Here is a 22,134-nt window from a genome sequence, read left to right on the forward strand (position 1 = left end):
AGGCTGCCCGGTTGTGCGCCCGGCCAGCAAGTCCGGCAAAAAAAACCACTCTCCCAAAGCCTCGTACCTTTGTCCCGTAACTGATCTGCCACCCGCTTACCTACTTCATCCCGTATGAAATTCGGAACCAAAGCCATCCATGCCGGCGTGCACCCGGACCCCGCCACCGGGGCCATCATGACGCCCATATACCAGACTTCCACCTACGTTCAGACCTCCCCGGGCCAAAACAAGGGCTTCGAATACTCCCGCACCCACAACCCCACCCGCAGCCAGCTCCAGGATGCGCTGGCCGCCCTCGACAACGGCAAGCACGGCCTGGCTTTCGCCTCCGGCATGGCCGCCATCGACTGCGCCATTAAGCTGCTCCAGCCCGGCGACGAGGTGATTTGCACTGACGATTTGTACGGCGGCTCCTACCGCCTCTTCACGAAGGTGTACGCGCCCTACGGCATCAACTTCCACTTCGTGCCCATGCACGACATGACGGCCGTGGAAGCCGCCGTAACCGAGCGCACCAAGATGATTTGGGTGGAAACGCCCAGCAACCCGCTACTCAACGTGATTGATATTGCCGCCGCGGCAGCCGTGGCCAAAAAGGCCGGGGCCCTGCTGGTGGTCGATAACACCTTTTCGACGCCCTACCTGCAGAACCCGCTCGATCTGGGCGCTGATATCATCATTTACTCGCTTACCAAGTACATGGGCGGCCACTCCGACACGGTGATGGGCGCGCTGGTGGTGAACGACGACGAGCTGAACGAGCGGCTGGCCTTCTACCAGAATTCCTGCGGCGGCACACCCGGTCCCCAGGACTGCTTTTTGGTGCTGCGGGGGCTTAAAACCCTGCACGTGCGCATGCAGCGCCACTGCGAAAACGGCCGTAAAGTAGCCGAATACCTCAACGCCCACCCCAAAGTGGACAAGGTGTTCTGGCCCGGCCTCGAAAGCCACCGCAACCACGCCGTGGCCGCCAAGCAAATGCGCGACTTCGGTGGCATGCTCTCGTTCGTGCTCAAGGGCGATAAGCAGGCCGACGCCATTGCGGTGCTCGAAAAATTCGAGCTCTTCACGCTGGCCGAAAGCCTGGGCGGCGTGGAAAGCCTCTCGGGCCACCCCGCCAGCATGACGCACGCCAGCATCCCGGCCGAGCAGCGCCGCAAATCCGGCCTCTCCGACTCACTTATCCGCCTGAGCGTGGGCATTGAGGACGTTGAGGACCTGATTGCCGACCTCAAGCAGGCCATCGGCTAAGGCACCAGGCTTACCGAAACATGAAAGCGCCCACTCAACTTGAGTGGGCGCTTTCATGTTTCGGTAAGCCTGGTGGGCTAAAGTGAGGTTACTGGAGCACCACCTTTTTACTGATGACCCGCTTATTCACCGTCACATTAACAATGTAGATGCCCGTGGGTAAGCCCGCCAGATTCAGTGAAACCTGCTTGGAGCTTGCCCGCAATGGCTCCAGTTGCTTTACCAGGCCACCGTAGGCATTATATACCTGCACGAGAGCTGCACCCTTCGTGAGGCCACTGATGTCCAGATTGACGATACCGGTTGTTGGATTGGGATACGCTGTGAAATCGTTGATGGCCGGTGACTCCTGCTGCTGCTGCTGCGTAGCCATAGGCCGCGAGTAAGCCCCCGTGTTGTAGGGGCAGGAGCCCGGCGTGGTCGATTCGACCTGCAACGGCCCGCAGGTGAGCTGTTCGACCAGCGTGGGCAGGGCAACGAAGTTGGTGCCCGGCGTTACCTGGAAGCCAGCTCCAAGACCGATGAAGTCACCGGCCAGAAACTTCGAGACGCCCGGGCTGCCGGGGTGGTCAATTGTGCGGGTGGTCGTCAGGCCATAGGCATAATCGAAGTTCGAGGCGGTTACACTCTTGAGCCCCTGGGTAACAGCGGGCGTCGTATACCGGGTAGAGGTGCCGGTGTAGTCGTTCAGCTCCACGTCCGTCCTGGTGGGGTCGAGGGCGGCGGCCAGGTTCGTAAACGGCGGCTCGTTGCCCCCACGCAGGTTGGTGGCTACCACGTTGGTGGTATTGAGCGTGACGGCGTAGTCCTGCACGTAGTACACGGGGGGCGAGTCGCTGGGGCGGTCGGCCCGTTGCAGGATGGCCTTGACGCGCACAAAGACCCGGGCTCCGGGCTTCACGGTAATAGTCAGGCTTTTGAAGCAGGCCAGGCTCACGAAAGGCGTTTGGAGCGTATGCGTGTTCTTGTCCGGGTCAATATCGACGACCTGCAAAACGCCCGCCTGAATCTGCGTCTGCATGTAGTCGCGCGAGTCGCGGTATTCCGTGTTGTTGCTGTTAACGTAGATGCCCTCCGCATAAAAGGGCTCCCCCGTATTCTCGGCTACCAGCGCCGCTTCCACCGACGTCAGGTTCAGGCCGGCGGCCTTGTTGTAGGCCGCAATCAAATCGTTGCTGACCTGATACGATTCCAGCCGGTCGAACGCCGGGCGGGTTCCCCAGCCATCGTGGCACCCATCCTGGTATTCGTAGTAGCAGGGGTCGTAGTAGCTCAGTTCCCCCGAAGTGTAGTCCCAGGCCAGCTTGTTGAGCACCGGCATATTCTTGATGGTGAAGATGCCGAGCTTGCAGTCGTAGTAGGTCTGGGTAGAGCCTGAGCCCAGGTGCTGGGTGCCGGGCACCTGTACCAGCACCGTGGCAATGGGATAGCGCGTGGTAATGCTGCCTTCCAGCGCGATGGTACCGTTGGAAATGGTGGGAGTGAAGGGAGGCGCCTTGGGCTCGGCTGCGGCATCGTCTGAGGGCCACAGGAAACCGACCACGCTGCCAATAACGCCGAACGCCGTGCTGACGCCGCCGGCAATGTTGAGCACGTTTTTGATGGTTTTTTGCAGGCCGCCCCCAGCTTGCGTAGCCTGGGCCACCTTGCTGTACACCGTGAGCATATTTTCGTTGCCGGCGCGCTGGGAGCTGGGGGCAGTCAGGAGCTTATTGGCTTTGTCGTGCACCTTGTTCACGAACTTTTCCGCTTCCTCGGGCTTCACCGAGCCCAGCAGCTTCTTGCCTTTGGCCAGAAACTTTTTGGTGCCGGCCAAGGGGTCCTCCTGCACCATCGTGCCCTTCTGCCCCGCAAACGCATAGTCTTCCTGGGCGTCCGTTTTGAAGCTCAGGTTGCCGCTGAGCTTAATGTCGGAGGTGACGATGCCATGCACGGCAAATTCCAGCGCGTTGCCGGCAAACAGGCTGCTGCCGGCATTGGGGTCGTAGGCGGCCGTGAATTCGGCCATGAGCCAGTTGGTTTGCCCGCTGAGCTTGGCTACGTACGACACGATGTCGCTGCTCAGGTCGGTGCGCTGCGAGTAGCTGTCGGCAGTGAGCAGCAGTTCGTTGGTCAGGGCCATCACGCCGGTGCTGCGGTTGGCATTCACGCTGCTGTGGCTCATCGTTACCAGGGCGCCGTTGATGAAGGTACCCTGGCTGGTATCTACGTAGAAGAACGCCCGGATCATGCCGGTGTACTTGTTGTAGAGGATGAAATAGGGCGTGCCAACCGGGTTGAGGGCACCCAGGTTTTCGCGCAGCAGCTCCCAGCCTTTGGCCCGGGTATAGTCCTGGGAGTAGTTCAGCTGCTGGAGTACGCCGCTGGTGCCCGATTCCCAGGGAGCGACCACCGAAATATCGGGTTGGTTGGGGCGCCGGATGGCCCAGGTACGGCAGTAGTCCAGGGAGCCGGAAGGGCCGGAGCGGGGCGTTTCCCAATCCCAGGTCGCGAAGCTGCGGCTGGTCATGTCGGCGGGGGCTACCGTGCCGCAGGGGGAGGGTGCCTGCGCGTGCAGGGGGCCGTTGAGGCCCAGGGCAAGGGGCAGCAACAGCAGTAAGGAGTGGATATTTTTCATAGACCAAGTGCTTGTTAGAAGGACAAAAGCCCTGGTTTACTTACCAGCCACCTGGTCGGCTTTAAGTTGCTGCACCTGCTTGTTGAGGTCGATCAGGTGCAGGGTCAGCTCTTCTACTTTCTTGAGCAGCAGTACGTTCATTTCGCCCAGGTTGGCCCCGTTGGCCGTCACGTCGGCCGTAGTCGGCACCTCGGGCAAGTGCTTGTTTTTCTGCACGTAGGCCTCCAGCTCGGGCAAAGGGGTGAGCTGATAGTCTTTCTCAAACACGTAATCGGCCCAGTTGCTGGGGTTGTCGGCCAGGATGTAAAGCGAGCTTGCCGTGACTTTGCCGTATACCGAGAGCTTGGCGTCGGAGTGCATGCCAACCGAGCGTTTATTGCCGATCTGCAAGCGGCCGTCGGCGTGCAGCGTCATGCGTATCAGGCTGGGCATGTTCACATCGGTAATGGTCTGCCCACCAGCCGAGCCATTCGCCGTAGGCAGGGTCAGAAACATCAGCGAGCCATTGATGCCGCCCACCATGGCGGAAGCCCCGTTATTGCTGCCATCCGAAAAGCTTTTCCAGTCGCTGTTCCAGTAATTCTGCTTGTTGAGGTTGAAGCCGATGTAGGACGAGCTCCACAAACTGGTGGAATAGGCCGAACCAATACCCAGGGAACTCAACGAGTTATTGGCATACGTTTTCTGTTCCTGCCCCTGCGCCTGGGCGGCGGAGGTGGCGCCCCCCAGGGCAGCGGCAACCAGGAACGAGCGGAGTAATTGTTTGCGGAGCATGCGGATAGTGGTGAAAATGGGGTAGAAAGTAAGGAGAAGAAGGACTGAATACAGGGCAAAAGACTCCGCCGCCGCGTGGTTCGACCGGTGCTGGCGGTAAGCGGTAGCATAGGTAGGGCCCAGAATACCGGCCCTGAAATTTGTTACACCAACATCCGCATTGCCGGGATAAGTAGGTCCGTAGTGCGCTTCCATGAGAACCGGTCAACCGACCGCCGGAGGGTCCGGCCCGTCCGTTGCGGCCCACCCCAGCCCCTGCGGCTGGGCCAGACCTTTCCGTCGGTTCTGAGCCCTCCTCTACCGTGTTGCTACGCAGTCGTCGTCGTACCAGGAATCCTGGCTTTGGGGGCTCCCGTTTGTTCCGCTGGTGCTCCTGGTAGCCCGCGCCGGCTTCGGGTACGACGTTGATTGCTGGTCGCGCTGGGCCACAGGTCACTACAAGCACGGCCTGAAACCAGCCACGCTGCTCTTCGATTTCGCGGGCGCCATCATGATGAGCCGCCTATGCGGGCGGACCCGGTAGCTCGACCGGGCGCTGCTGCCGCTTAGGGTGCTGCGGCCCAACTGGCTGGCCCGGCGTATGCCCACCACCGCCGCGTGCTTTTCCGGATTCAATGCGAAACCCAACCGACAGCAAGCCCGCACTTGCCTAGCGGAGCGCGCTGGGAAAGCCGGGCAAAAATCTGGGTAACAGGCAGGTTCGTAGGTGCCCGCTACACCTGCTTCCCCTGCTCATGCGCCTGCTGCTGTACCTGTCTTTTCTGCTTCTGGGTGTTGGCTGCGGTTCCGGCGGCTCCGATCCGGCCCCGGCTGCTTTGCCAACAACCCCATCTGGGCCGGCCCCGGCGGCTATCCGCTTCCTGTCCTTGGGCGATTCCTACACCATCGGGCAGCGCGTACCGACCGCCGCCCGCTGGGGCGTGCAGCTTGCCCACCTGGCCCCGGGCCTGCAAACCCCCGACATCATTGCCCAAACCGGCTGGACGACGGCTGAGCTGCAGCAGGCCATCCGGCTGGCTAATCCGCCGGCCAGCTACGAGTTGGTTTCGCTCATGATTGGCGTGAACAACCAGTTTCGGGGGCTGCCCCTGGCTACTTACCGCACCGAGTTTCGCGACCTGCTGTACACCAGCATCCGGCTGGCCGGCAACCGCCCGGGCCGGGTGTTCGTGCTTTCCATCCCCGACTGGGGCCGCTCACCCTACGCCCAGCGCTACGATCAGGCGCGCATCAGCCAGCAAATCGACCAGTTCAACGCTGTGGCTCAGCAGGAAAGCCAGCAGGCCGGCGTGGCCTTCCTCGATATCACCGACCTGACCCGCACCGCCGACCCCACCCAGTTCGCGCCCGACGGCCTGCACTATTCCGGCTCCCAGATGCGCCAGTGGGCCAGCCGCGCGCTGCCCGTAGTGCAGGCGCTGTTGCAGTAGCAGGCACCGGGGAGTGGTTTTGGTCAACCCCGTTTTTTTTACCTGCTTCTTCTGAACGCAGCAAAGCCCTTCTGACCATCTGGCCAGAAGGGCTTTGCCGCGTCTATAAGGATGAAACCTACTTGCCCTGCGAAGCCGAGTTGCTGTCCAGGATTTTGAACAACTCGTTGAGCTTAGGCGTGAGGATGATTTCGGTGCGGCGGTTGAGGGCCTTATTTTCGGGGGAGGAGTTGGGGGCTACGGGCACATACTGGGAGCGGCCCGAGGCCGTAACGCGCTCCGGCGCTACGCCGCCGGTAGTGAGCAGGCGGGCAATTTCGGTGGCCCGCAGCACGCTCAGGTCCCAGTTGTCCTGCATGGCCCCGGCGGCCCGGCTGAAGGGTACGTTGTCGGTGTGGCCTTCCACCACCACGTTCACGTCGGGCTGCTGCTGAAGCACGGCGGCCAGCTGCTTGAGCGCCTCCTGGCCTTTGGGGTCTACGCGGGTGGAGCCGGATTTGAACAGCAGTTGCTCCGAGAGTGATACGTACACTTTGCCGTTGCGCATTTCCACTTGCAGGTCGGTGCCCTTAAAGCCGCGCAAGGCGTTGCTCACGCTGGCCTTGAGCGCATCCACGGCCCGGTCCTTCTCGGCCAGGGCTTTTTGCAGCTCGCCCAGCTTGGCTTCGCGGGCCGTTAGGTCCTGGTTGAGCCGGTCAATGTCGGCCCGGCTCTTTCTCAGGTTCTGGTCCAGCTCGCCCAGCTCGGCCTCGCGGCGGGCCAAGTCCTGAGATACTTTGTTGTAGTCGGTCGTTTTGTTGGCCATGGCCCGGTCCGAGTTCTTCAGCAGCCGGTCGTAGCTGTCGGTGAGCTGGTTGTAGAGCTGGCGGGTGCGCTCCAGGTTGCGGCCGGTTTCGGTGGAGTCGTCGGTGAGACGGCGGTTCTGGAGGCGCAGCTGCACCAGCTCGTCCGACGCTTTCTTGAGCTCCGTGGTGGCCTGGCGGTTCAGGCGCTCGGCCTCGTTCTTGGCCTGCTCCGTAGCCGACTGGCGGGCGCGCAGGTCGTCGTATTTCTTGGAGGCCACGCAGCCAGGCAGGGCCGGAGCCGCCAACAGCGCAAACAGGGCCAGCGTAGTAGGGAAGTTTTTCACGGTCGGGAGAGGTTAGGGGAGGCGGCTGGCGAACAACCAGCTTCGCATAGCAAGGTAAGATGTTGCGGCCGGATGTAGCGCGGCAACAGCTCTGCGCCCGGCCCGAGGCGCTTGCCCATTTCGTGGCCACCCACCTGCACATTAGTTTCACACTTTTGGATTCCGCCGTAACTTGCACCTGGCAAATGGCCCCACCGGCCCGGGATGCCCCACTTCCTCTCCCTGATTTCACGTTCTACCCTATGTCGTCCTGGTTTAAGCGCAAAGAAAAAGGCATCGTCACCCCGACGGAGCACAAGAAGGAGACGCCCGATGGCCTGTGGTACAAGTGCCCCGAGTGCAAAACGGTGGCCACCATGGTCGAGCACAAGCGCTTGCTCCACACCTGCGCCAACTGCTGCTATCATGACCGCATCAACGCGGCCGACTACTTCGAGTTTCTCTTCGATAATCACCAGTACGAGGAGTTGGACGCGGATATGCGTTCCGCCGACCCCCTGAACTTCGTCGATACCAAAGCCTACCCGCAGCGGGTGGCCGCCACCGAAACAGCCACCGGCCTGCGCGACGCCGTTCGCACGGCCCACGGCCAGCTCAACGGCCTGGGCCTGGTAGTGGCCGCCATGGACTTCAAGTTTATCGGGGGCTCAATGGGCTCGGTGGTGGGCGAAAAAATTGCCCGCGCCATCGATTATGCCCGCCGCAACCGGCTGCCCTTCCTGATGATTTCCCGTTCCGGCGGCGCGCGCATGATGGAAGCGGGCTTCTCGCTGATGCAGATGGCCAAGACTTCCGCTAAGCTGGCGTTGCTCTCCGAAGCCGGCTTGCCCTACATTTCCCTGCTCACCGACCCCACCACGGGCGGCGTAACGGCCTCGTTCGCCATGCTCGGCGACTTCAACATTGCTGAGCCGGGGGCTCTGATCGGGTTTGCCGGCCCCCGCGTCATCAAGGAAACTATTGGCAAAGACCTGCCCAAGGGCTTCCAGAGCGCCGAATTTGTGCTCGAACACGGTTTCCTCGATTTCATCGTGGACCGTAAGGAGCTCAAGCAGCAGTTGTTTGAGTTGCTGACCATGCTCCAGCCAGCCCCGGCCAAAAAGCCTGTGGCAGAGGCCGTTGCTGCCCGGCGGTAAGCAGGCCTGCACTTCCGGCCCCCGTCAGCCGGTTTTCGGCACTCTTTTTGGAAACAGGCCCGTTAGGGGCGTTTGTAGCGTCCCTAACGGGCTTTTTGCCGGAACCAGCTTTGCTGGGACGTCTGTTGCCGGTTCCGGTATAGCGTGTTAGCTATATTTGCCGAACATTTTTCTTTCAAACGCAGTAAGTACCCCCAACCAATCAATTGCTCTTTCTCTCACCCTTCTTTTGAATTTTATGACTTCTCGTAATTCTCTTTTCACCCTCCTGATGGCTCTGGTGCTGTTTATCAGCTCCTGCGCTACTTCCCAGACCCGTAACCCGAACATCCCGGAAGCGGATACCAACGGCACGGGGCCGCGTAAAACCGGCATGAGCAAAACGGCCAAAGGTGGTCTGCTGGGCGCTGGCGGCGGGGCCATCGTAGGGGGCGTACTGGGCCGCGTAATCGGCGGCAAAAACGGCACGGCCGCAGGCGCCATCATCGGCGCAGCAGTTGGCGGTACCGGCGGGGCTCTGATCGGCCGCAAAATGGATAAGCAAGCCGAGGATCTGCAAAAAGACATGCAGAATGCCAAAGTGGAGCGCGTTGGGGAAGGTATCAAAATTACGTTCGACTCGGGTATCCTCTTCGACACCAACAAGAGCGAGCTGCGGGCGGCTTCGATGTCGGAAATCCAGAAAATGTCCGAAGTGCTGAAGAAGTACCCCGACACCAATGTGCTGGTGGAAGGCCATACCGATGCTTCCGGTTCGGATGCCATCAACAACCCCCTCTCCCAGCGCCGGGCCCAGGCCGTGGCCAACTACACCATCGGGCAGGGCGTGGATGCTTCGCGCGTAACTACTCAGGGCTACGGTTCGAGCCAGCCGATTGCCGACAACACCACCGAAGCCGGCAAGCAGGCTAACCGCCGCGTGGAAATTGCCATCTTCGCCAACGACAAAATGAAGAAGGCTGCCGAAAACGGCACGCTGTAACTCAGCCTTCCGGCCCACAAAAAAAGCTTCCTCAACTGAGGAGGCTTTTTTTATGCCCGACAATGTGGAGCTGCCATTGACTGACAGAAACTGGAAAAGGGACTTTTTTTAGCTCAACAGCTGACGTCAGGTCGTTTGCCAGCCACTCGTCTTCTGGGCTATTACCGGGCGCGGAGCCGGCTCCGCCGGGGAGTGGATACCCGTTGAGGGCTGCGCAGCGTAATTTTTCTTCTGACTTCTGAATTTCTGGCAAGGAGGTTGCAAATTGCCGCCGCAACCCCGGACCACTGCCCGCAAAATTGCAGTCAGCCCTGATGGTGCATCGTTGAATCATCCTTCACTTCTCTTCTTTTATTGCATGAAAAATTCTCGTTCCCTCCTCATTCTGCTGCTGGCTATGCTGCTGTTGGGTGGCAATTTCGCCGAGGCCCAAACCACGACCACGAAGAAGCCCTGGAGCAAGACTGCCAAGGGCGGTATTATTGGCGGACTGGGCGGAGCCGCCGGCGGGGCTATCCTGGGGCGCGTAATCGGGGGCAAGTCCGGCACGGCCAAGGGGGCCATTATCGGTGCGGCCGTAGGGGGGGCCGGGGGTGCCCTCATTGGCCGCCGCATGGACAAGCAGGCGGCCGAGTTGCAGCGCGAAATGGCCGGTGCTACGGTAGAGCGCGTGGGCGAAGGCATCAAAATTACCTTCGACTCGGGCTTGCTGTTCGCCAAAAACTCCTCGGCCCTCACGGCTTCGGCCCAGAACAACATCCAGGAGCTGGCCAAAACGCTCGTCAAGTACGGCGACACCAACGTAATTGTGGAGGGCCACACCGACACGAGCGGCTCCGACGCCGTCAACAATCCGCTGTCCCAGCGCCGGGCCCAGGCCGTGGCCAACTACACCCAGCAGCAGGGCGTCGATGCCTCGCGGTTCACCGTAACGGGCTACGGCTCGACCCAGCCCGTGGCGGACAACTCGACGGAAACCGGCCGGGTAGCCAACCGCCGGGTGGAAGTAGCCATCTTCGCCAACGAAAAGCTGAAAAAGGCTGCTGAGAAAGGCACCATCTAGGCTTCGGTCAGGTGTTGATAGGTGAGCGGTGGCCCCCGGGKGGGGGCCACCGCTTTTTTTATGGGCCAGCCGGTGCAACCCGGCGGCCTGGCCGGTGGTACAACCGACTATGCCTGTTCTCTACGATGCCCCGGCCGCCGCGAAAACCCTCCGCAACTACGAGGCGCTTCAGCGCTTTTATCCGCCGCTCACGTTGGAAAAACCCCGCCGCTCGCCCATGCGGGAGCTGATATCCACCGTTCTGTCGCATCGCACTACCCATGCCGATGAGGAACTGGCCTACGACCGGATGCTGGCCGCTTTTGGCGACTGGGCCGGGGTGCTGGCTGCCCCGACGGCCGAACTGGCCCACGCCATCCGAACCACCCGCTGGCCCGATACCCAGGCTCCGCGCATTCAGGAAATTCTGCGGCGCGTGAAGGCCGAACGGGGCGAGTTCGCGCTCGACTTCCTGGCCCAGTGGCCTACCGCCGAGGGGATGCGGTGGCTGCACGATATGCCCGGCATCGGCCTGAAAACGGCCTCGCTGGTCCTGCTGTTCAACTTTCACAAACCCGTGCTGCCCGTGGATACGCACGTCCACCGCATTGCCCAGCGAGTTGGGATGATCGGGCCGAAAACCTCCGCCGACAAAGCGCACCAGCTGCTGCTGGCCCAGCTGCCCCCCGACCCGCTGGTGCTGCTCAACTTCCACAAGCACAACTACTGGCACGGCCAGAAGGTGTGTTTCTTCAGCCAGCCCGACTGCGCCCGCTGTCCGCTCAAAGGCTTTTGCAACTACTACCTCGAACACCATGGCCCCGCTACCCCTGCGGCCCTGGCTGCCACGCCCGCCCGCTGGGAAGTAGCCTGGGGCGAGTTGGCGCACTGATTGTGAGCTGTTAGCTGAGAGCTGTTAGCTATCAGGGCAAACGCATGAACAGGAAGCCCTGGCGTTTCTGATGAGTGAGGGTACTTTTGCGCAATCCATTCTTAGGCTCGCTCCTTCCTGAAGGGCCTTCAAACGCGGCAAATGTATTCGACGATTTGTTCATGCGTTTGCCCTGGTTAGCTATTAGCTTTCGTTCGGGAGTTGTTCCAAAACTGCTGGTTGTAGCTTGCGGTGTGGATTGCCTGCCGAACCTTATTGGCTACGTGGATTCCTGAACAGAGCTAATCGCCAACAGCTCTCAGCTAACAGCTTAAAAAATGCGCCTCGTTCGTCATCCGGTCCTGTGCAATTACTACGTTACGTACCGGTGTAATGCCAAGTGCTCCTTCTGTGACATCTGGGAGAAACCCTCGCCCTATATCACGCTGGAGGACGTGGCGCAGAACCTGCGCGACCTGAAACGACTGGGCGTATCGGTGGTCGACTTTACCGGGGGCGAGCCGCTGCTCCACCGCCAGATTCATGAGTTTGTGGGCCTGGCCCACGATATGGGCTTTATTACGACGCTCACCACCAACTGCCTGCTCTACCCCAAGTACGCCGAAAAGCTGCGCGGCAAAGTGGACATGCTGCACTTCTCGCTTGATTCCAGCGAGAAGGAAGTACACGACAAGGGCCGGGGCGTGGCCTGTTTCGATTTCGTGCTCGAAAGCATCCGGGTGGCCCGCGAGCTGGGGGAGCGGCCCGACGTGCTGTTCACCGTGTTCCGGGAAAATCTGGCCGACCTGGAAAACGTGTACCGCGACATCACCCGGCCCAACAAGCTGGTGCTCATTCTCAACCCCGCTTTCGACTACAACGGCGTAGATGCGGGTGGGCAGCTCACGGAGGCCGAGCTGGACTACCTGTCTGACTTCGGCAAGCGTCCGGGCGTTTATTTGAATGAGGCCTTCATTCAGCTCCGCCGCGACGGGGGTAACCATGTGGCCGCGCCCGTGTGCCGGGCGGCCAGCACCACACTGGTTATTTCGCCCTCCAACGAACTGGTGCTGCCCTGCTACCACCTGGGCGAACAGAAATTTCCGGTTCAAGGCCGGCTCTTCGACCTCTATAATTCGGCCGAAGTGCAGCAGCTGGCCGCCCTCGAAGGGCGGCTGCCCCAGTGCGAGGGCTGCACCATCAACTGCTATATGCAGCCCAGCTTTGCCGTCGAAACCAGCAAATATTTCTGGCAGGCGCTGCCCAGCACCCTCAAATACAACTGGGAAAAAGGCACCTGGAAACGGATGATTTTCAGCTGAAAAAGCAGGAAGCTAAGCGGTGGGAAGGGGGGGGACATGTGGCGCGGTCCGTTGGCGTTACGCCGCGGCAAACGCTGCGGCCGGTTTGGCGGCCAGCTGCCTCCACAAACACTGGTGTTGCGGCGGCTCGTGAGGGCGGCTGTTTCTCTGCTTCGGGGAGGGCAGTCGATGGTGCAGAAAGCAGAAAATAAGCTACGAAGAAGGTAGGTTATTCTTCTGGAGTAGAATAATAACCTACCTTTTGGCGGCCTCGTCTCCGGCGAAACTCATGCCCCGGCTACTGCCGCGTGCACTAACTGCGGCAGTGCTTGCCAGATAATCGGAACCGGAAGTCGTGCTGCGCGGAGCGTACCTCTGTAAACCGGGCCTTGGACGGGCCGCGCCTCTTCGCGTAACGGAAGCTCGATGACTTCCTCATTTTCCTGCTTTCTCACTTTTTAATCACCCAATGGCTACTATTCTTCCCGTTCGGGGGAAACACCCGCAGCTAGGCCCCGATTGTTTCGTGGCCGACAACGCGACCATCGTGGGCGACGTGACGCTGGGCCGCCACTGCACCGTGTGGTTCAATGCCGTAGTGCGCGGCGACGTGAACAGCATCCGCATCGGCGAGCAGACCAACATTCAGGACGGGGCCGTGCTGCACTGCACCTACCTCAGGGCGGCTACCACCATTGGGGCGCGGGTGAGCATTGGCCACCGGGCCATTGTGCACGGCTGCACCATCGAGGACGACGTGCTGATTGGGATGGGGGCCATTGTGATGGACCACGCCGTGGTGGGCACGGGCTGCATTATTGCCGCCGGGGCCGTGGTGCTGGAAAATACCCGCTGCGAGCCGGGCTACCTCTACGCCGGAGTGCCGGCCCGCCGCATCAAGCCCGTTACGGAGCAGCAGCGGGCCACTATCGGCCAAACGGCCGAGAATTACGTGTTGTACGCCAGCTGGTTCGCATAATTTTTTTGCGACAGTACGCAGAAACGATATTTCTCAATAGATTTGTTCGGCCCTATTGGGGAGTTTACAGAATTCTTTAAAAAGGCTATCGATTCATTTTTATCCCCCTTTTCATTTTCCATGAAAAAGTACTACGCCTACCTGTCAACCGCGCTCATCGCACTGACGGCCCTTTCCTCTTGCAACCGCGCCAACTATGCGTTTAAGCCAGCATCGTCGGCTTACCACGGAACGGAAGTTGCCCGTACTGCTCCCAGCGTACCCGAACTGTCGGAGGCGACTGTTGAAGCGCCCGCCGCCGCAGTAAAGCCCGCTCCCGAAACGGCCGTAATTGCTCCGGCCATTGTCGCCCGCCAGCGCGTGTCGGCCGCCGTTAAAAGCAGCGCTAGCCAGCGCGTGGCTCCGGTTGCGAAAACTTCGGCTTTGCAGAGCCGGCTGGTGGCCAAAGTGGCCAAGCGAATCGACCACCAGAACGTAGCGTCAACTACTCAGGCCCAATCCAAGGCCGGAAAAGCCGCTATCGTCACGCTCGTTGGCCTGGTGCTGCTGCTGCTAGGTGTCGCAGGCGTTCCTATCGTAGGCCTGATTGGTCTGATTGCGCTTATCGTGGGCATTGTTCTGCTCATCGTTGCGCTGGTGAACGGCTAACCAGGCTTCTCCACGCCGGACACACAACGCGCCGTCTCCTCAAGGGGACGGCGCGTTGTGTGTCCGGCATATTGCATGAGGGCCGTCGGCCCGGGGCTCCATGTAGGGACCGGAGCCGGGCAAACCGGGCAGGAGGCTACAGGTCCAGCGTCTGGCCGATTTCGGCCTCCTGCTCCTCCCCATTCATAACGCGGATCTGGACCAGCTCCACGGCGCGGCGGGAGCGTTTGAGCACCCGGAATTCGTAGTTGTCGAGCATGGCCACGTCGCCGACTTCCGGGATGTTGCCGTAGAGCACGTTCAGCAAGCCGCCCACGGTTTCGTAGTCGTCGCCCTCGGGCAGGGGGTGGGGCAGGTGCTCGTTGGCGTCGGGGATGGGCGTGGCGGTATTCACGCGGTACTCGGTTTCGGATACCTTTTCTACCACCGGCACCTCATTGTCGTACTCGTCCTGGATTTCGCCCACCAGCTCCTCCATAATATCCTCAATGGTGACGATGCCCGACACGCCCCCGAACTCGTCGGACACGATGGCCATGTGCATGTGTTTGCGCTGGAACTGGCGCAGCAGGCGGTTGATTTTCTTGGTTTCGGGAACGAAGTAGGCGGGGCGAATGATTTTGGCCAGCTCCAGCGGCTCCTGCCGCCGGATGATCTGGAGCAGGTCCTTCACGTAGAGCACGCCCACGATGTTGTCGATATTGAGCTCATAGACCGGAATGCGCGAGTAGCCCTCGTTGTAGACCACTTCCAGCACCGCGTCTTCGGGCGTATTCATTTCCAGGGCGACCAGCTTGGTGCGGGGCACCATAATCTGCTTCACCATCCGGTCGTTGAACTCGAACACGTTTTCCAGCAGCTCATGCTCCGACTCCTGGATTTCGCCGCTCTGCTTGCTCTGGTCGAGCAGCATCCGCAGCTCTTCGGAGGTGTGCACGTCCGCGCCGTGAGACGAAACCACGCCAAAAATGCGCAGCACCAGATTCGAGAGCTTATCAAGTGACCAGATCAGCGGAAAGGTCAGGAAGGCAAAGGCCCGCAACGGAATGGCAATGGCCATGCTCGTGGCTTCGGGTTTCTGAATGGCCAGCACCTTGGGGGCCTGCTCACCGAGGACGATGTGCATGACGGTGATAAGCGAAAAAGACGTGACAATGGCAATCTGGTGCACCATGGAGGGGGCCACTACCAGGCCGAACTTCTCGATAACGGCCAGAATAACTTCGGCCACCACGCTTTCTCCAATCCAACCCAGGGCCAGCGAGGCCAGCGTGATGCCGAGCTGGGTGGCCGAGAGGTAGTAGTTCATCTCGTGCAGCATCGACTGCAAGAGCTGGGCGATGCGGTTGCCGCTCTGGGCTTTCAACTCAATCTGGGAAAGCCGCACCTTGACGAAGGCAAACTCGGCGGCCACGAAGAATCCGTTGGCGGCCACCAGCAGAATAGTCAGTAAAATCTTTAAGCCCATAGGTGCGGAAGGCGGGCTCAACCGGCCCGGTCTTCCTTTGTATGGCAAAAGTACGACATTCGGCGCAAGGGGTTGGACTTGCCCCCGTATCTGGTCCATGAGTGGCCGCAGCGTGCGGCGGCGGTGGCCCTATCCGCGAACCAGATAAACCAGTTCCGTCGTGCGGCTGTTGCCGTTTCTGCCGATCTTTACACTTCTTCTTCGGCTTCCCGTCGTTTTTTGCTCCTTATGCTGCGTCGTTTCTTCTTTCTGCCAGTGCTGCTGGCCCTGCTGTTTTCCTTCGCCGGTACGGCGCAGGTGCTCAAGCCCACCCGGCTCACTACTGTCATCAGCCAACCCGCCGCCCGCGTGGGCGAGGAGCTGGAGCTGATCGTGAACGCGCGCATCGAGGATAAGTGGCACCTGTACGCCACCAACTTCGACCCTGATCTGGGGCCTACGGTGTTTTCTTTTGCCTTCGTCAAGAGCCCTGCCTATGAGCTGGTGGGCGCGCCCAAATCGGTAGGCGCCCAGAAGCACTACGACGACGTGTTCAAGGGCAACGTTACCTACTTCGAGAAAACCGGCCAGATCCGCCAGCGCATCCGGGTGTTGCAGCCGGGCTCGCTCACTATCAAGGCCGAGGCCGAGTTCCAGAGCTGCACCGACGTGGACGGTAAGTGCATTCCGGGTGAGGAAAGCCTCACCTTCGGTCCCATCGACGTTGCCGGGGCCGCCGCCGCCGCGCCCCGCGAAACTGCCGCCCCGGTTGCCCCTGCCACTACGGCCGCCACTACGGCCGCCACTGCTGCTGCGCCGGCTACCGCGCCGGTTGTGGCGGCCGGTACCCCGGCCCCTACTGCCGACCCGGCCACCGTTGCCGCGGGGCCGGCCCCGGCGGTCGTAGCCGCGGCCAACGCCGCAACGTCGGCGGCCGTTGCGCCCGCCCTGGCGGCGGCAGCCGAGCCGGTGGCGGCTGCCGGGGGGCTGTGGGGGTTCGCGCTTACCGCCTTTCTGTTCGGCTTAAGCGCCCTGATTACGCCCTGCGTCTTCCCACTGATTCCGATGACCGTTTCGTTCTTCACCAGCGGTAACGACAGCCGTTCGCGCGGAATTCTGAAGGCCGCCGTCTATGGCCTGAGCATCATCGTGATTTACGTGCTGATTGGCGTGGTGGTCGCCGCTTTGCTCGGCCAGGATGGCCCCAACCTTATTGCCACGCACTGGCTGCCGAACCTGATTTTCTTCGCTGTATTTGTCGTTTTTGGCCTTTCCTTTCTGGGGCTTTTCGAAATTACCCTGCCCCACGGCCTGGTCAACAAGATTGATGCGCAGGCCGATAAAGGGGGGTGGATTGGCGTGTTCTTCATGGCCCTCACCCTGGTACTGGTTTCTTTTTCCTGCACCGGCCCCATCGTGGGCACTATTCTCGGGCTCTCATCGCGCGGGGAGCGAATTGCCCCGGTAGTGGGTATGTTGGGCTTCTCGCTGGCCTTTGCGCTGCCGTTCACGCTGTTTGCCATCTTCCCGGCCTGGCTGAAAAGCCTGCCCCGCTCGGGTGGCTGGCTGAACACGGTGAAGGTCACGCTGGGCTTCGTGGAATTGATGCTGGCCCTCAAGTTTCTGAGCATGGCCGACCTGGCCTACCACTGGAACCTGCTCCCGCGCGACATCTACTTGGTGCTCTGGATTGCCCTCTCGGGCCTGCTGGGGCTTTACCTGCTGGGCCGCTTTAAACTCTCCCACGACTCCGACCTGACCCACCTGAGCGTGGGCCGGCTGCTGATGGCGGTACTTTCCTTCAGCTTCATGACCTACCTGGTGCCGGGCCTGTTCGGGGCTCCGCTACCGTTGCTGGCCGGCTACCTGCCCCCCCAGAGCCGCACCGATTTCACGGTGGCGGCCGCTTCGGCCCCGGCCGTTGCCACGGCCACCACGCCCAACGCTGCCTGCGAAGTCCCCCGCTACGGCGACTTTCTGGAGCTGCCCCACGGCCTGTCGGGCTTTTTCGATCTGGAACAGGCCCAGCGTTGCGCCAAAGCCCAGAACAAACCCTTGTTCATCGATTTCACCGGTCATGCCTGCGTGAACTGCCGCAAGATGGAGGCCACCGTCTGGAGCGACCCGCAGGTACTCAAGCGCCTGCAAAACGATTTCGTGGTGGTGGCCCTCTACGTAGATGACAAGGTGGAACTGCCGGCCAGCGAAGTGTACGTGTCGAAGTACGATGGCAAAGAAAAGACCACGCTGGGCAAAAAAAACGCCGACCTTCAGCTCGCCGCCTTCAACGTGAATGCCCAGCCGTATTACGTGCTGCTCGACCCCAATGCCCCCGCCGACCTGGCCCACGCGCTGGCCCCGCCCATCGGCTACGAGCCCGATGTGGCCGAATTCGTACGGTTCCTGGATGCCGGCTTGGCGCGCTACCGCCAGCAGGTTGCGGCCCGGTAACGCCGGCTCACACGCTGCCCGGCTCCGCCACGTAAACCAAACCGCCGGCCCTGGCTTCAAATCCGGGTCCGGCGTTTTATCTTGCTGGTGATACCTCTCTCGCTCCAAGCGTTCATCTTTTTACTCCGCTGATTATGCTCCAGTCCCTGCGCCTTTGCCTGGCTTCGATGCTGCTGGTTGTTCCCGCCCTGGGGCAGGCCCAATCGGCCACCTCTGCCGCGCCCGATCCGTCGCGCATTACGCTCGTCATTCACGGCGGGGCCGGTACTATCACCCGCGCCCTGATGACGCCCGAAAAGGAGCAAGCCTACCAGCAAGCCCTGAACCAGGCCCTGGACGCGGGCTACGCCGTGCTGAAGCGGGGGGGCACTTCCCCGGATGCGGTGGAAGCCGCCATCCGGATTATGGAAGACTCCCCGCTTTTTAATGCGGGGAAAGGGGCCGTATTCACCCACGACGGCCGCAACGAGATGGATGCGGCCATCATGGATGGGCGTACGCTGGCGGCGGGTTCGGTGGCGGGCATCACGGTGGTGCGCAACCCCATCCGGGCGGCCCGGGCCGTGATGGAACAGTCGGAACACGTGTTGCTCACGGGACCGGGAGCCGAGCAGTTCGCCCGCGAAAAGGGGCTGGACATTGTGGAGCCGGGCTACTTCTACACCGAAGCCCGGCACCAGCAGCTGGAGAAGGCCCTGGCCGAGGAGCGGAAGCCCGGCACGCCCGATCAACTCAACGCGCCCTCTGCCGCCCCCGAGAAAGGAAAGGCAAAAATCAAGGCCGGTAAGGCTCAGGGCGCGGTACTGCCCAACGAGCAGATTTTTACGGAAGGCAAAAAATACGGCACAGTGGGCGCCGTCGCCCTCGACCAGTTCGGCAACCTGGCGGCCGCTACCAGCACCGGCGGCATGACCAACAAGCGCTACGGCCGGGTTGGCGACGCACCCATTATCGGGGCGGGCACTTATGCCGACAACCAGAGCTGCGCCGTTTCCTGCACGGGCTGGGGCGAATACTTCCTCCGGGCCACCGTGGCCCGCGATGTGGCCGCCCGCATGGAGTTTGCCGGCCAGGCAGTAGGAGCCGCCGCCCAGGCCACCATCGATAAGGTGGGCAAACTAGGGGGCGACGGGGGCCTGATTGCCGTGGATGCGAAGGGCAACATTGCTATGCCGTTCAACTCGGCCGGCATGTACCGGGCCTACATCCGGGCCAGCGGAGAACGAAAGGTCCAGATCTATAAGAACGAGTAGCCTGCGTAAATGGCCCCGGTAAAGGAAAGGCGGCCCTCGAAAACGCGCCGGGTTGACATTGTAAAAAGACAAAGGCTCCCGGCAGTAGCCGGGAGCCTTTATTTCAGGAATATCCGTGGGTTTTCGAGTGAAAAAGGCGAACTTTGCGCCCGGATTACCAAAAATCTGGTGTCAGAACGGCAAAAGGAATCAGAAGGAAGCTGGTCGAAGAAAGGAAAAAGAAAAGGCGGCACCCACCCAGATGCCGCCTCTCAATTCAGAACGTACCCACCCAGATACGTCCCGTTTTCCTCCTCACTTGTCCCACCCAAAAATCGTTGTGCTGTAGAAGAAGGACTCGAACCTCCACGGAGTAGTTAGCCGGCCGCCGGACCAGTTTTTCCCGAATCTCCACCCCCGAGAGAGGAGGGTATGTCTGCCAGTTTCATCATTCTACAGGGTCAAAAACAATCCGCTGCCGTTTGCGTTGGATTGTGACAAATGTAGTGGGTTCCTTGTTCTCATAAAATAAATTCAGGCATTTGCAGGGAAATTTACATACTTTTTAAAAAACGAAGCACTTCGTTAAAATATATATAATCAACACCCCTGAAAATGGCTCGCAATTACGAACTTGACGACACCGACCGGAAGATTCTGGCCCTGTTGATTGAAGATGCCAAGATGCCCTATACCGAAATCGCGCGCAAAGTGCACGTTTCGGGGGGTACGGTACACGTGCGCATGGCCCGGCTTGAGGAACTAGGTATCGTACTGGGAGCTACTCTCAAGATCGACTACCAGAAACTGGGCTTCGGTGTCCGGGCCTTTCTGGGAATTTATCTTCAGAAGAGTTCCGTCTACGAGGGCGTCGTAAAGCAGCTCTACCAGATTCCGGAGGTAGTCAGCATCGATTTCACCACCGGAGCCTATGGCATCTTTGCTCGTCTGATCTGCCGTGATACCAACCATCTGCGGGAAGTGCTGCATGAGCAGATTCAGCTGATCGAAGGAATTGAGCGCACCGAAACCCTGATCTCGCTGGAGGAGGCCTTCAACCGTCCCATTCAGCTACAGGAAGTGGAGGCGCAACCCAGCTAACTCCCGAAACCGATTGCCAGCCTTGCGCCGCTTCCTTTACTGCAAGGGGAGCGGCTGTGGTATTTTAGAGCAGTTACCAGCTCACCCGGCAGTGGGCAAACCGGTGAGAACGTCCTGTGAAAGCAGTGGAAATAGGCCGACAAATAGCTTAAGTAGCACTTTAAATAGAACTTTTGGATAGGCTTGGGCATTGACCTTCTGCTGGTTATATTTCGTACAACCAGGTAGGGGCTTTAATCAGGTTGTTTATGGGAATTCGTTGCGTTGTTCTCGTATGTTTTACCTTCCTGGTTCATCAGGCGGGGCTAAGCCAGAGCCTACCCGCTGTCTATCTCAATGATCAGGACCAGCCCACGGTGCCCGACAGCGCCACGCACTACCGCCTCGTCGACCGCAAAAACGAGTTATTGGGTACCTACGCTATGCGCGAATATGCGCTGTCAGGCACATTGCTGCTAAAAGGCACCCTCTCTTCCATCGAGCCGCCCGTGCGCAACGGGCTGCTTACCTGGTACCACCCCGACGGCAGCCGGGCCGCCCAGGTGCATTACCGCGACGATGAAGCGGATGGTTTGTACCTAGGCTGGTATGAAGATGGGCGGGTACACCAACGGGGCGACTATTCCGACGGCCAGCGGGTGGGCCGCTGGCTCTCGGTTCACCGCAACGGGCAGAAACGCTCGGAGGGGCGCTACCATGCCGGCCGTGCCGTGGGCGAGTGGCACTACTACTTTGATACCGGCGAGCTAAGCGCCATCGAAATGCCTGACCGGCAGGGCAAGCCCTTGGCCCTGGCGTTTTTCAACAAGGATGGCTCCCCTTACATGAGCCGGGTACAGGCCCGGGAACTACCCCGCTTCCCGGGCGGCGACGCGGCGCTGCTCAGCTTTATAGCCCGCAATACCAATTATCCGCGCAATATCCGGCGCAAGGGCATTACGGGCAGCGTGTACGTGAACTATACCGTGGGCGAGGATGGTCGCGTGAGCCAGGTGCGGGTGGTGCAGGGCCTAGCCCCCGAGGCCGACCAGGAGGCCAGCCGCGTAGTGGCCAGTCTGCCGGCTTTTGAGCCCGGCCGCGAGTACAATCTGCCGACGGCCATGACGTTTACTATTCCCATCTACTTCGCTCCGAATTTCTCGTTGGCTTCCGGCCTCAAGCACCCCCAAGTGCCTCCTTCCGAAGCCCGTGCCGCTGCCCCCGAGCCCAACGACTAACTATCGGCCGCAATAAGCCAAACACCCCGGACCTGCTGAAGCAGATCCGGGGTGTTTGGCTTATTCTACAAAAAGTAGCCGGAAATTAGGCCGTTACCTGGGCGTCGAGCTTCTGGGCCAGCACGTGCTTGGGCACAGCACCCACTTGCTTATCTACAACCTGGCCGTTCTTGAACACGAGCAGGGTGGGGATGCTGCGGATGCCGAACTTGGCCGACGTCTGCGGGTTTGCATCTACATCGACTTTGCCAATAATAACTTTGCCTTCGTACTCGCCGGCCAGCTCTTCTACTACCGGACCCACCATGCGGCAGGGGCCGCACCACTCGGCCCAAAAGTCCACGAGTACGGGTTTGTCGGAGTTGATGATCTGGTCGAAGTTAGCATCCGTGATTTCGATGGCTTTATGTCCCATGATAGTCAGGTTTGGTTGAAAGGTGTAATGCTTCTATACGAGCAAGCGGCCCGCAAGGTAGCAGATTGCGTTCCAACAAGGAGTAGGCCGGAAAGTTCACTTCGGCCA

19 protein-coding genes are annotated in these 22,134 nt (G+C 60.5%); 14 read left to right on the forward strand and 5 right to left on the reverse strand.

All coding sequences use genetic code 11. The annotated features are described in order from the left end of the window. Nucleotides 1-114 precede the first annotated feature (114 nt). On the forward strand, nt 115-1,254 hold the full coding sequence (locus tag D0T11_RS06510) for a cystathionine gamma-synthase (protein WP_119654973.1): 1,140 nt from the start codon (nt 115-117) through the stop codon (nt 1,252-1,254). A gap of 88 nt (nt 1,255-1,342) precedes the next feature. Here the strand turns inward: D0T11_RS06510 and D0T11_RS06515 are convergent, their stop codons facing one another. Then, nucleotides 1,343-3,871: a T9SS type A sorting domain-containing protein gene (locus tag D0T11_RS06515; protein WP_119654974.1), complete on the reverse strand. Its 2,529-nt coding sequence runs from the start codon at nt 3,869-3,871 to the stop codon at nt 1,343-1,345. A 36-nt stretch (nt 3,872-3,907) separates the two neighbouring features. After that, on the reverse strand, nt 3,908-4,645 hold the full coding sequence (locus D0T11_RS06520; protein WP_119654975.1) for a hypothetical protein: 738 nt from the start codon (nt 4,643-4,645) through the stop codon (nt 3,908-3,910). Between the two features lie 367 nt (nt 4,646-5,012). Here D0T11_RS06520 and D0T11_RS22465 point away from each other — a divergent pair, with 367 nt between their 5' ends. Both D0T11_RS22465 and D0T11_RS06525 read left to right on the forward strand, forming a co-directional pair. Next, on the forward strand, nt 5,013-5,168 hold the full coding sequence (locus D0T11_RS22465; protein ID WP_182888277.1) for a hypothetical protein: 156 nt from the start codon (nt 5,013-5,015) through the stop codon (nt 5,166-5,168). 211 nt (nt 5,169-5,379) lie between these two features. After that, nucleotides 5,380-6,075 (forward strand): SGNH/GDSL hydrolase family protein, encoded by a 696-nt coding sequence (locus D0T11_RS06525; protein WP_119654976.1) that lies wholly within the window; start codon nt 5,380-5,382, stop codon nt 6,073-6,075. 118 nt (nt 6,076-6,193) lie between these two features. On the opposite strand, the gene D0T11_RS06530 is transcribed toward D0T11_RS06525, so the two are convergent. Then, nucleotides 6,194-7,204, reverse strand: coding sequence for an OmpA/MotB family protein (locus D0T11_RS06530; protein WP_245990642.1), 1,011 nt, complete (start codon nt 7,202-7,204; stop codon nt 6,194-6,196). A gap of 242 nt (nt 7,205-7,446) precedes the next feature. Here D0T11_RS06530 and accD point away from each other — a divergent pair, with 242 nt between their 5' ends. The 7 genes from accD (at nt 7,447) to D0T11_RS06565 (ending at nt 14,163) form a co-directional block, all read left to right on the forward strand. Then, the gene (gene accD, locus D0T11_RS06535; protein WP_119654977.1) at nt 7,447-8,340 is read left to right on the forward strand and encodes an acetyl-CoA carboxylase, carboxyltransferase subunit beta; all 894 of its coding nucleotides are present in this window, start codon (nt 7,447-7,449) and stop codon (nt 8,338-8,340) included. A gap of 238 nt (nt 8,341-8,578) precedes the next feature. Continuing rightward, nucleotides 8,579-9,322: an OmpA family protein gene (locus tag D0T11_RS06540; protein ID WP_245990644.1), complete on the forward strand. Its 744-nt coding sequence runs from the start codon at nt 8,579-8,581 to the stop codon at nt 9,320-9,322. A gap of 358 nt (nt 9,323-9,680) precedes the next feature. Further along, the gene (locus D0T11_RS06545; RefSeq protein ID WP_119654978.1) at nt 9,681-10,385 is read left to right on the forward strand and encodes an OmpA family protein; all 705 of its coding nucleotides are present in this window, start codon (nt 9,681-9,683) and stop codon (nt 10,383-10,385) included. Between the two features lie 109 nt (nt 10,386-10,494). Continuing rightward, a complete protein-coding gene (locus D0T11_RS06550) occupies nt 10,495-11,256 on the forward strand; it encodes an endonuclease III domain-containing protein (protein WP_119654979.1) in 762 nt (253 codons plus the stop codon). 317 nt (nt 11,257-11,573) lie between these two features. Continuing rightward, nucleotides 11,574-12,557: a radical SAM protein gene (locus D0T11_RS06555; protein ID WP_119654980.1), complete on the forward strand. Its 984-nt coding sequence runs from the start codon at nt 11,574-11,576 to the stop codon at nt 12,555-12,557. A 448-nt stretch (nt 12,558-13,005) separates the two neighbouring features. After that, nucleotides 13,006-13,515: a gamma carbonic anhydrase family protein gene (locus tag D0T11_RS06560; protein ID WP_119654981.1), complete on the forward strand. Its 510-nt coding sequence runs from the start codon at nt 13,006-13,008 to the stop codon at nt 13,513-13,515. A gap of 120 nt (nt 13,516-13,635) precedes the next feature. Next, nucleotides 13,636-14,163, forward strand: a complete 528-nt coding sequence (locus D0T11_RS06565) for a hypothetical protein (RefSeq protein ID WP_119654982.1) — start codon at nt 13,636-13,638, stop codon at nt 14,161-14,163. Nucleotides 14,164-14,299: 136 nt separating this feature from the next. On the opposite strand, the gene D0T11_RS06570 is transcribed toward D0T11_RS06565, so the two are convergent. Further along, nucleotides 14,300-15,631 carry a hemolysin family protein gene (locus tag D0T11_RS06570; protein ID WP_182888278.1) on the reverse strand — a complete coding sequence of 444 codons (1,332 nt, stop codon included), beginning with the start codon at nt 15,629-15,631 and terminating at the stop codon, nt 14,300-14,302. Between the two features lie 228 nt (nt 15,632-15,859). On the opposite strand from D0T11_RS06570, the gene D0T11_RS06575 reads away from it, so the two are divergent. The 4 genes from D0T11_RS06575 to D0T11_RS06590 all read left to right on the forward strand — a co-directional run bounded on the left by D0T11_RS06575 (nt 15,860) and on the right by D0T11_RS06590 (nt 21,611). Then, nucleotides 15,860-18,061, forward strand: coding sequence for a protein-disulfide reductase DsbD family protein (locus D0T11_RS06575; protein WP_119654983.1), 2,202 nt, complete (start codon nt 15,860-15,862; stop codon nt 18,059-18,061). A gap of 134 nt (nt 18,062-18,195) precedes the next feature. Continuing rightward, nucleotides 18,196-19,314 (forward strand): isoaspartyl peptidase/L-asparaginase family protein, encoded by a 1,119-nt coding sequence (locus D0T11_RS06580; RefSeq protein ID WP_245990646.1) that lies wholly within the window; start codon nt 18,196-18,198, stop codon nt 19,312-19,314. A 594-nt stretch (nt 19,315-19,908) separates the two neighbouring features. Further along, nucleotides 19,909-20,394: an AsnC family transcriptional regulator gene (locus D0T11_RS06585; RefSeq protein ID WP_119654984.1), complete on the forward strand. Its 486-nt coding sequence runs from the start codon at nt 19,909-19,911 to the stop codon at nt 20,392-20,394. Between the two features lie 248 nt (nt 20,395-20,642). After that, nucleotides 20,643-21,611: an energy transducer TonB gene (locus D0T11_RS06590; protein WP_119654985.1), complete on the forward strand. Its 969-nt coding sequence runs from the start codon at nt 20,643-20,645 to the stop codon at nt 21,609-21,611. Between the two features lie 85 nt (nt 21,612-21,696). Here the strand turns inward: D0T11_RS06590 and trxA are convergent, their stop codons facing one another. Next, nucleotides 21,697-22,026 carry a thioredoxin gene (gene trxA / locus D0T11_RS06595; RefSeq protein WP_044016382.1) on the reverse strand — a complete coding sequence of 110 codons (330 nt, stop codon included), beginning with the start codon at nt 22,024-22,026 and terminating at the stop codon, nt 21,697-21,699. Between the last annotated feature and the right edge of the window lie 108 nt (nt 22,027-22,134).

Origin of the sequence: Hymenobacter rubripertinctus (assembly GCF_003583925.1) — a bacterium.
Lineage (GTDB): Bacteria > Bacteroidota > Bacteroidia > Cytophagales > Hymenobacteraceae > Hymenobacter > Hymenobacter rubripertinctus.

Bases quoted from the DNA above. Each gene is read 5' to 3' on its own strand.
- D0T11_RS06555 (WP_119654980.1), top strand. From the start codon at position 11,574: ATGCGCCTCGTTCGTCATCCGGTCCTGTGCAATTACTACGTTACGTAC.
- D0T11_RS06515 (WP_119654974.1), bottom strand. From the start codon at position 3,871: ATGAAAAATATCCACTCCTTACTGCTGTTGCTGCCCCTTGCCCTGGGC.
- D0T11_RS06580 (WP_245990646.1), top strand. From the start codon at position 18,196: ATGCTCCAGTCCCTGCGCCTTTGCCTGGCTTCGATGCTGCTGGTTGTT.
- D0T11_RS06560 (WP_119654981.1), top strand. From the start codon at position 13,006: ATGGCTACTATTCTTCCCGTTCGGGGGAAACACCCGCAGCTAGGCCCC.
- accD (WP_119654977.1), top strand. From the start codon at position 7,447: ATGTCGTCCTGGTTTAAGCGCAAAGAAAAAGGCATCGTCACCCCGACG.
- D0T11_RS06565 (WP_119654982.1), top strand. From the start codon at position 13,636: ATGAAAAAGTACTACGCCTACCTGTCAACCGCGCTCATCGCACTGACG.
- D0T11_RS06510 (WP_119654973.1), top strand. From the start codon at position 115: ATGAAATTCGGAACCAAAGCCATCCATGCCGGCGTGCACCCGGACCCC.
- D0T11_RS06545 (WP_119654978.1), top strand. From the start codon at position 9,681: ATGAAAAATTCTCGTTCCCTCCTCATTCTGCTGCTGGCTATGCTGCTG.
- D0T11_RS06590 (WP_119654985.1), top strand. From the start codon at position 20,643: ATGGGAATTCGTTGCGTTGTTCTCGTATGTTTTACCTTCCTGGTTCAT.
- D0T11_RS06570 (WP_182888278.1), bottom strand. From the start codon at position 15,631: ATGGGCTTAAAGATTTTACTGACTATTCTGCTGGTGGCCGCCAACGGA.
- D0T11_RS06525 (WP_119654976.1), top strand. From the start codon at position 5,380: ATGCGCCTGCTGCTGTACCTGTCTTTTCTGCTTCTGGGTGTTGGCTGC.
- D0T11_RS06575 (WP_119654983.1), top strand. From the start codon at position 15,860: ATGCTGCGTCGTTTCTTCTTTCTGCCAGTGCTGCTGGCCCTGCTGTTT.
- trxA (WP_044016382.1), bottom strand. From the start codon at position 22,026: ATGGGACATAAAGCCATCGAAATCACGGATGCTAACTTCGACCAGATC.
- D0T11_RS06540 (WP_245990644.1), top strand. From the start codon at position 8,579: ATGACTTCTCGTAATTCTCTTTTCACCCTCCTGATGGCTCTGGTGCTG.
- D0T11_RS06585 (WP_119654984.1), top strand. From the start codon at position 19,909: ATGGCTCGCAATTACGAACTTGACGACACCGACCGGAAGATTCTGGCC.
- D0T11_RS06550 (WP_119654979.1), top strand. From the start codon at position 10,495: ATGCCTGTTCTCTACGATGCCCCGGCCGCCGCGAAAACCCTCCGCAAC.
- D0T11_RS06520 (WP_119654975.1), bottom strand. From the start codon at position 4,645: ATGCTCCGCAAACAATTACTCCGCTCGTTCCTGGTTGCCGCTGCCCTG.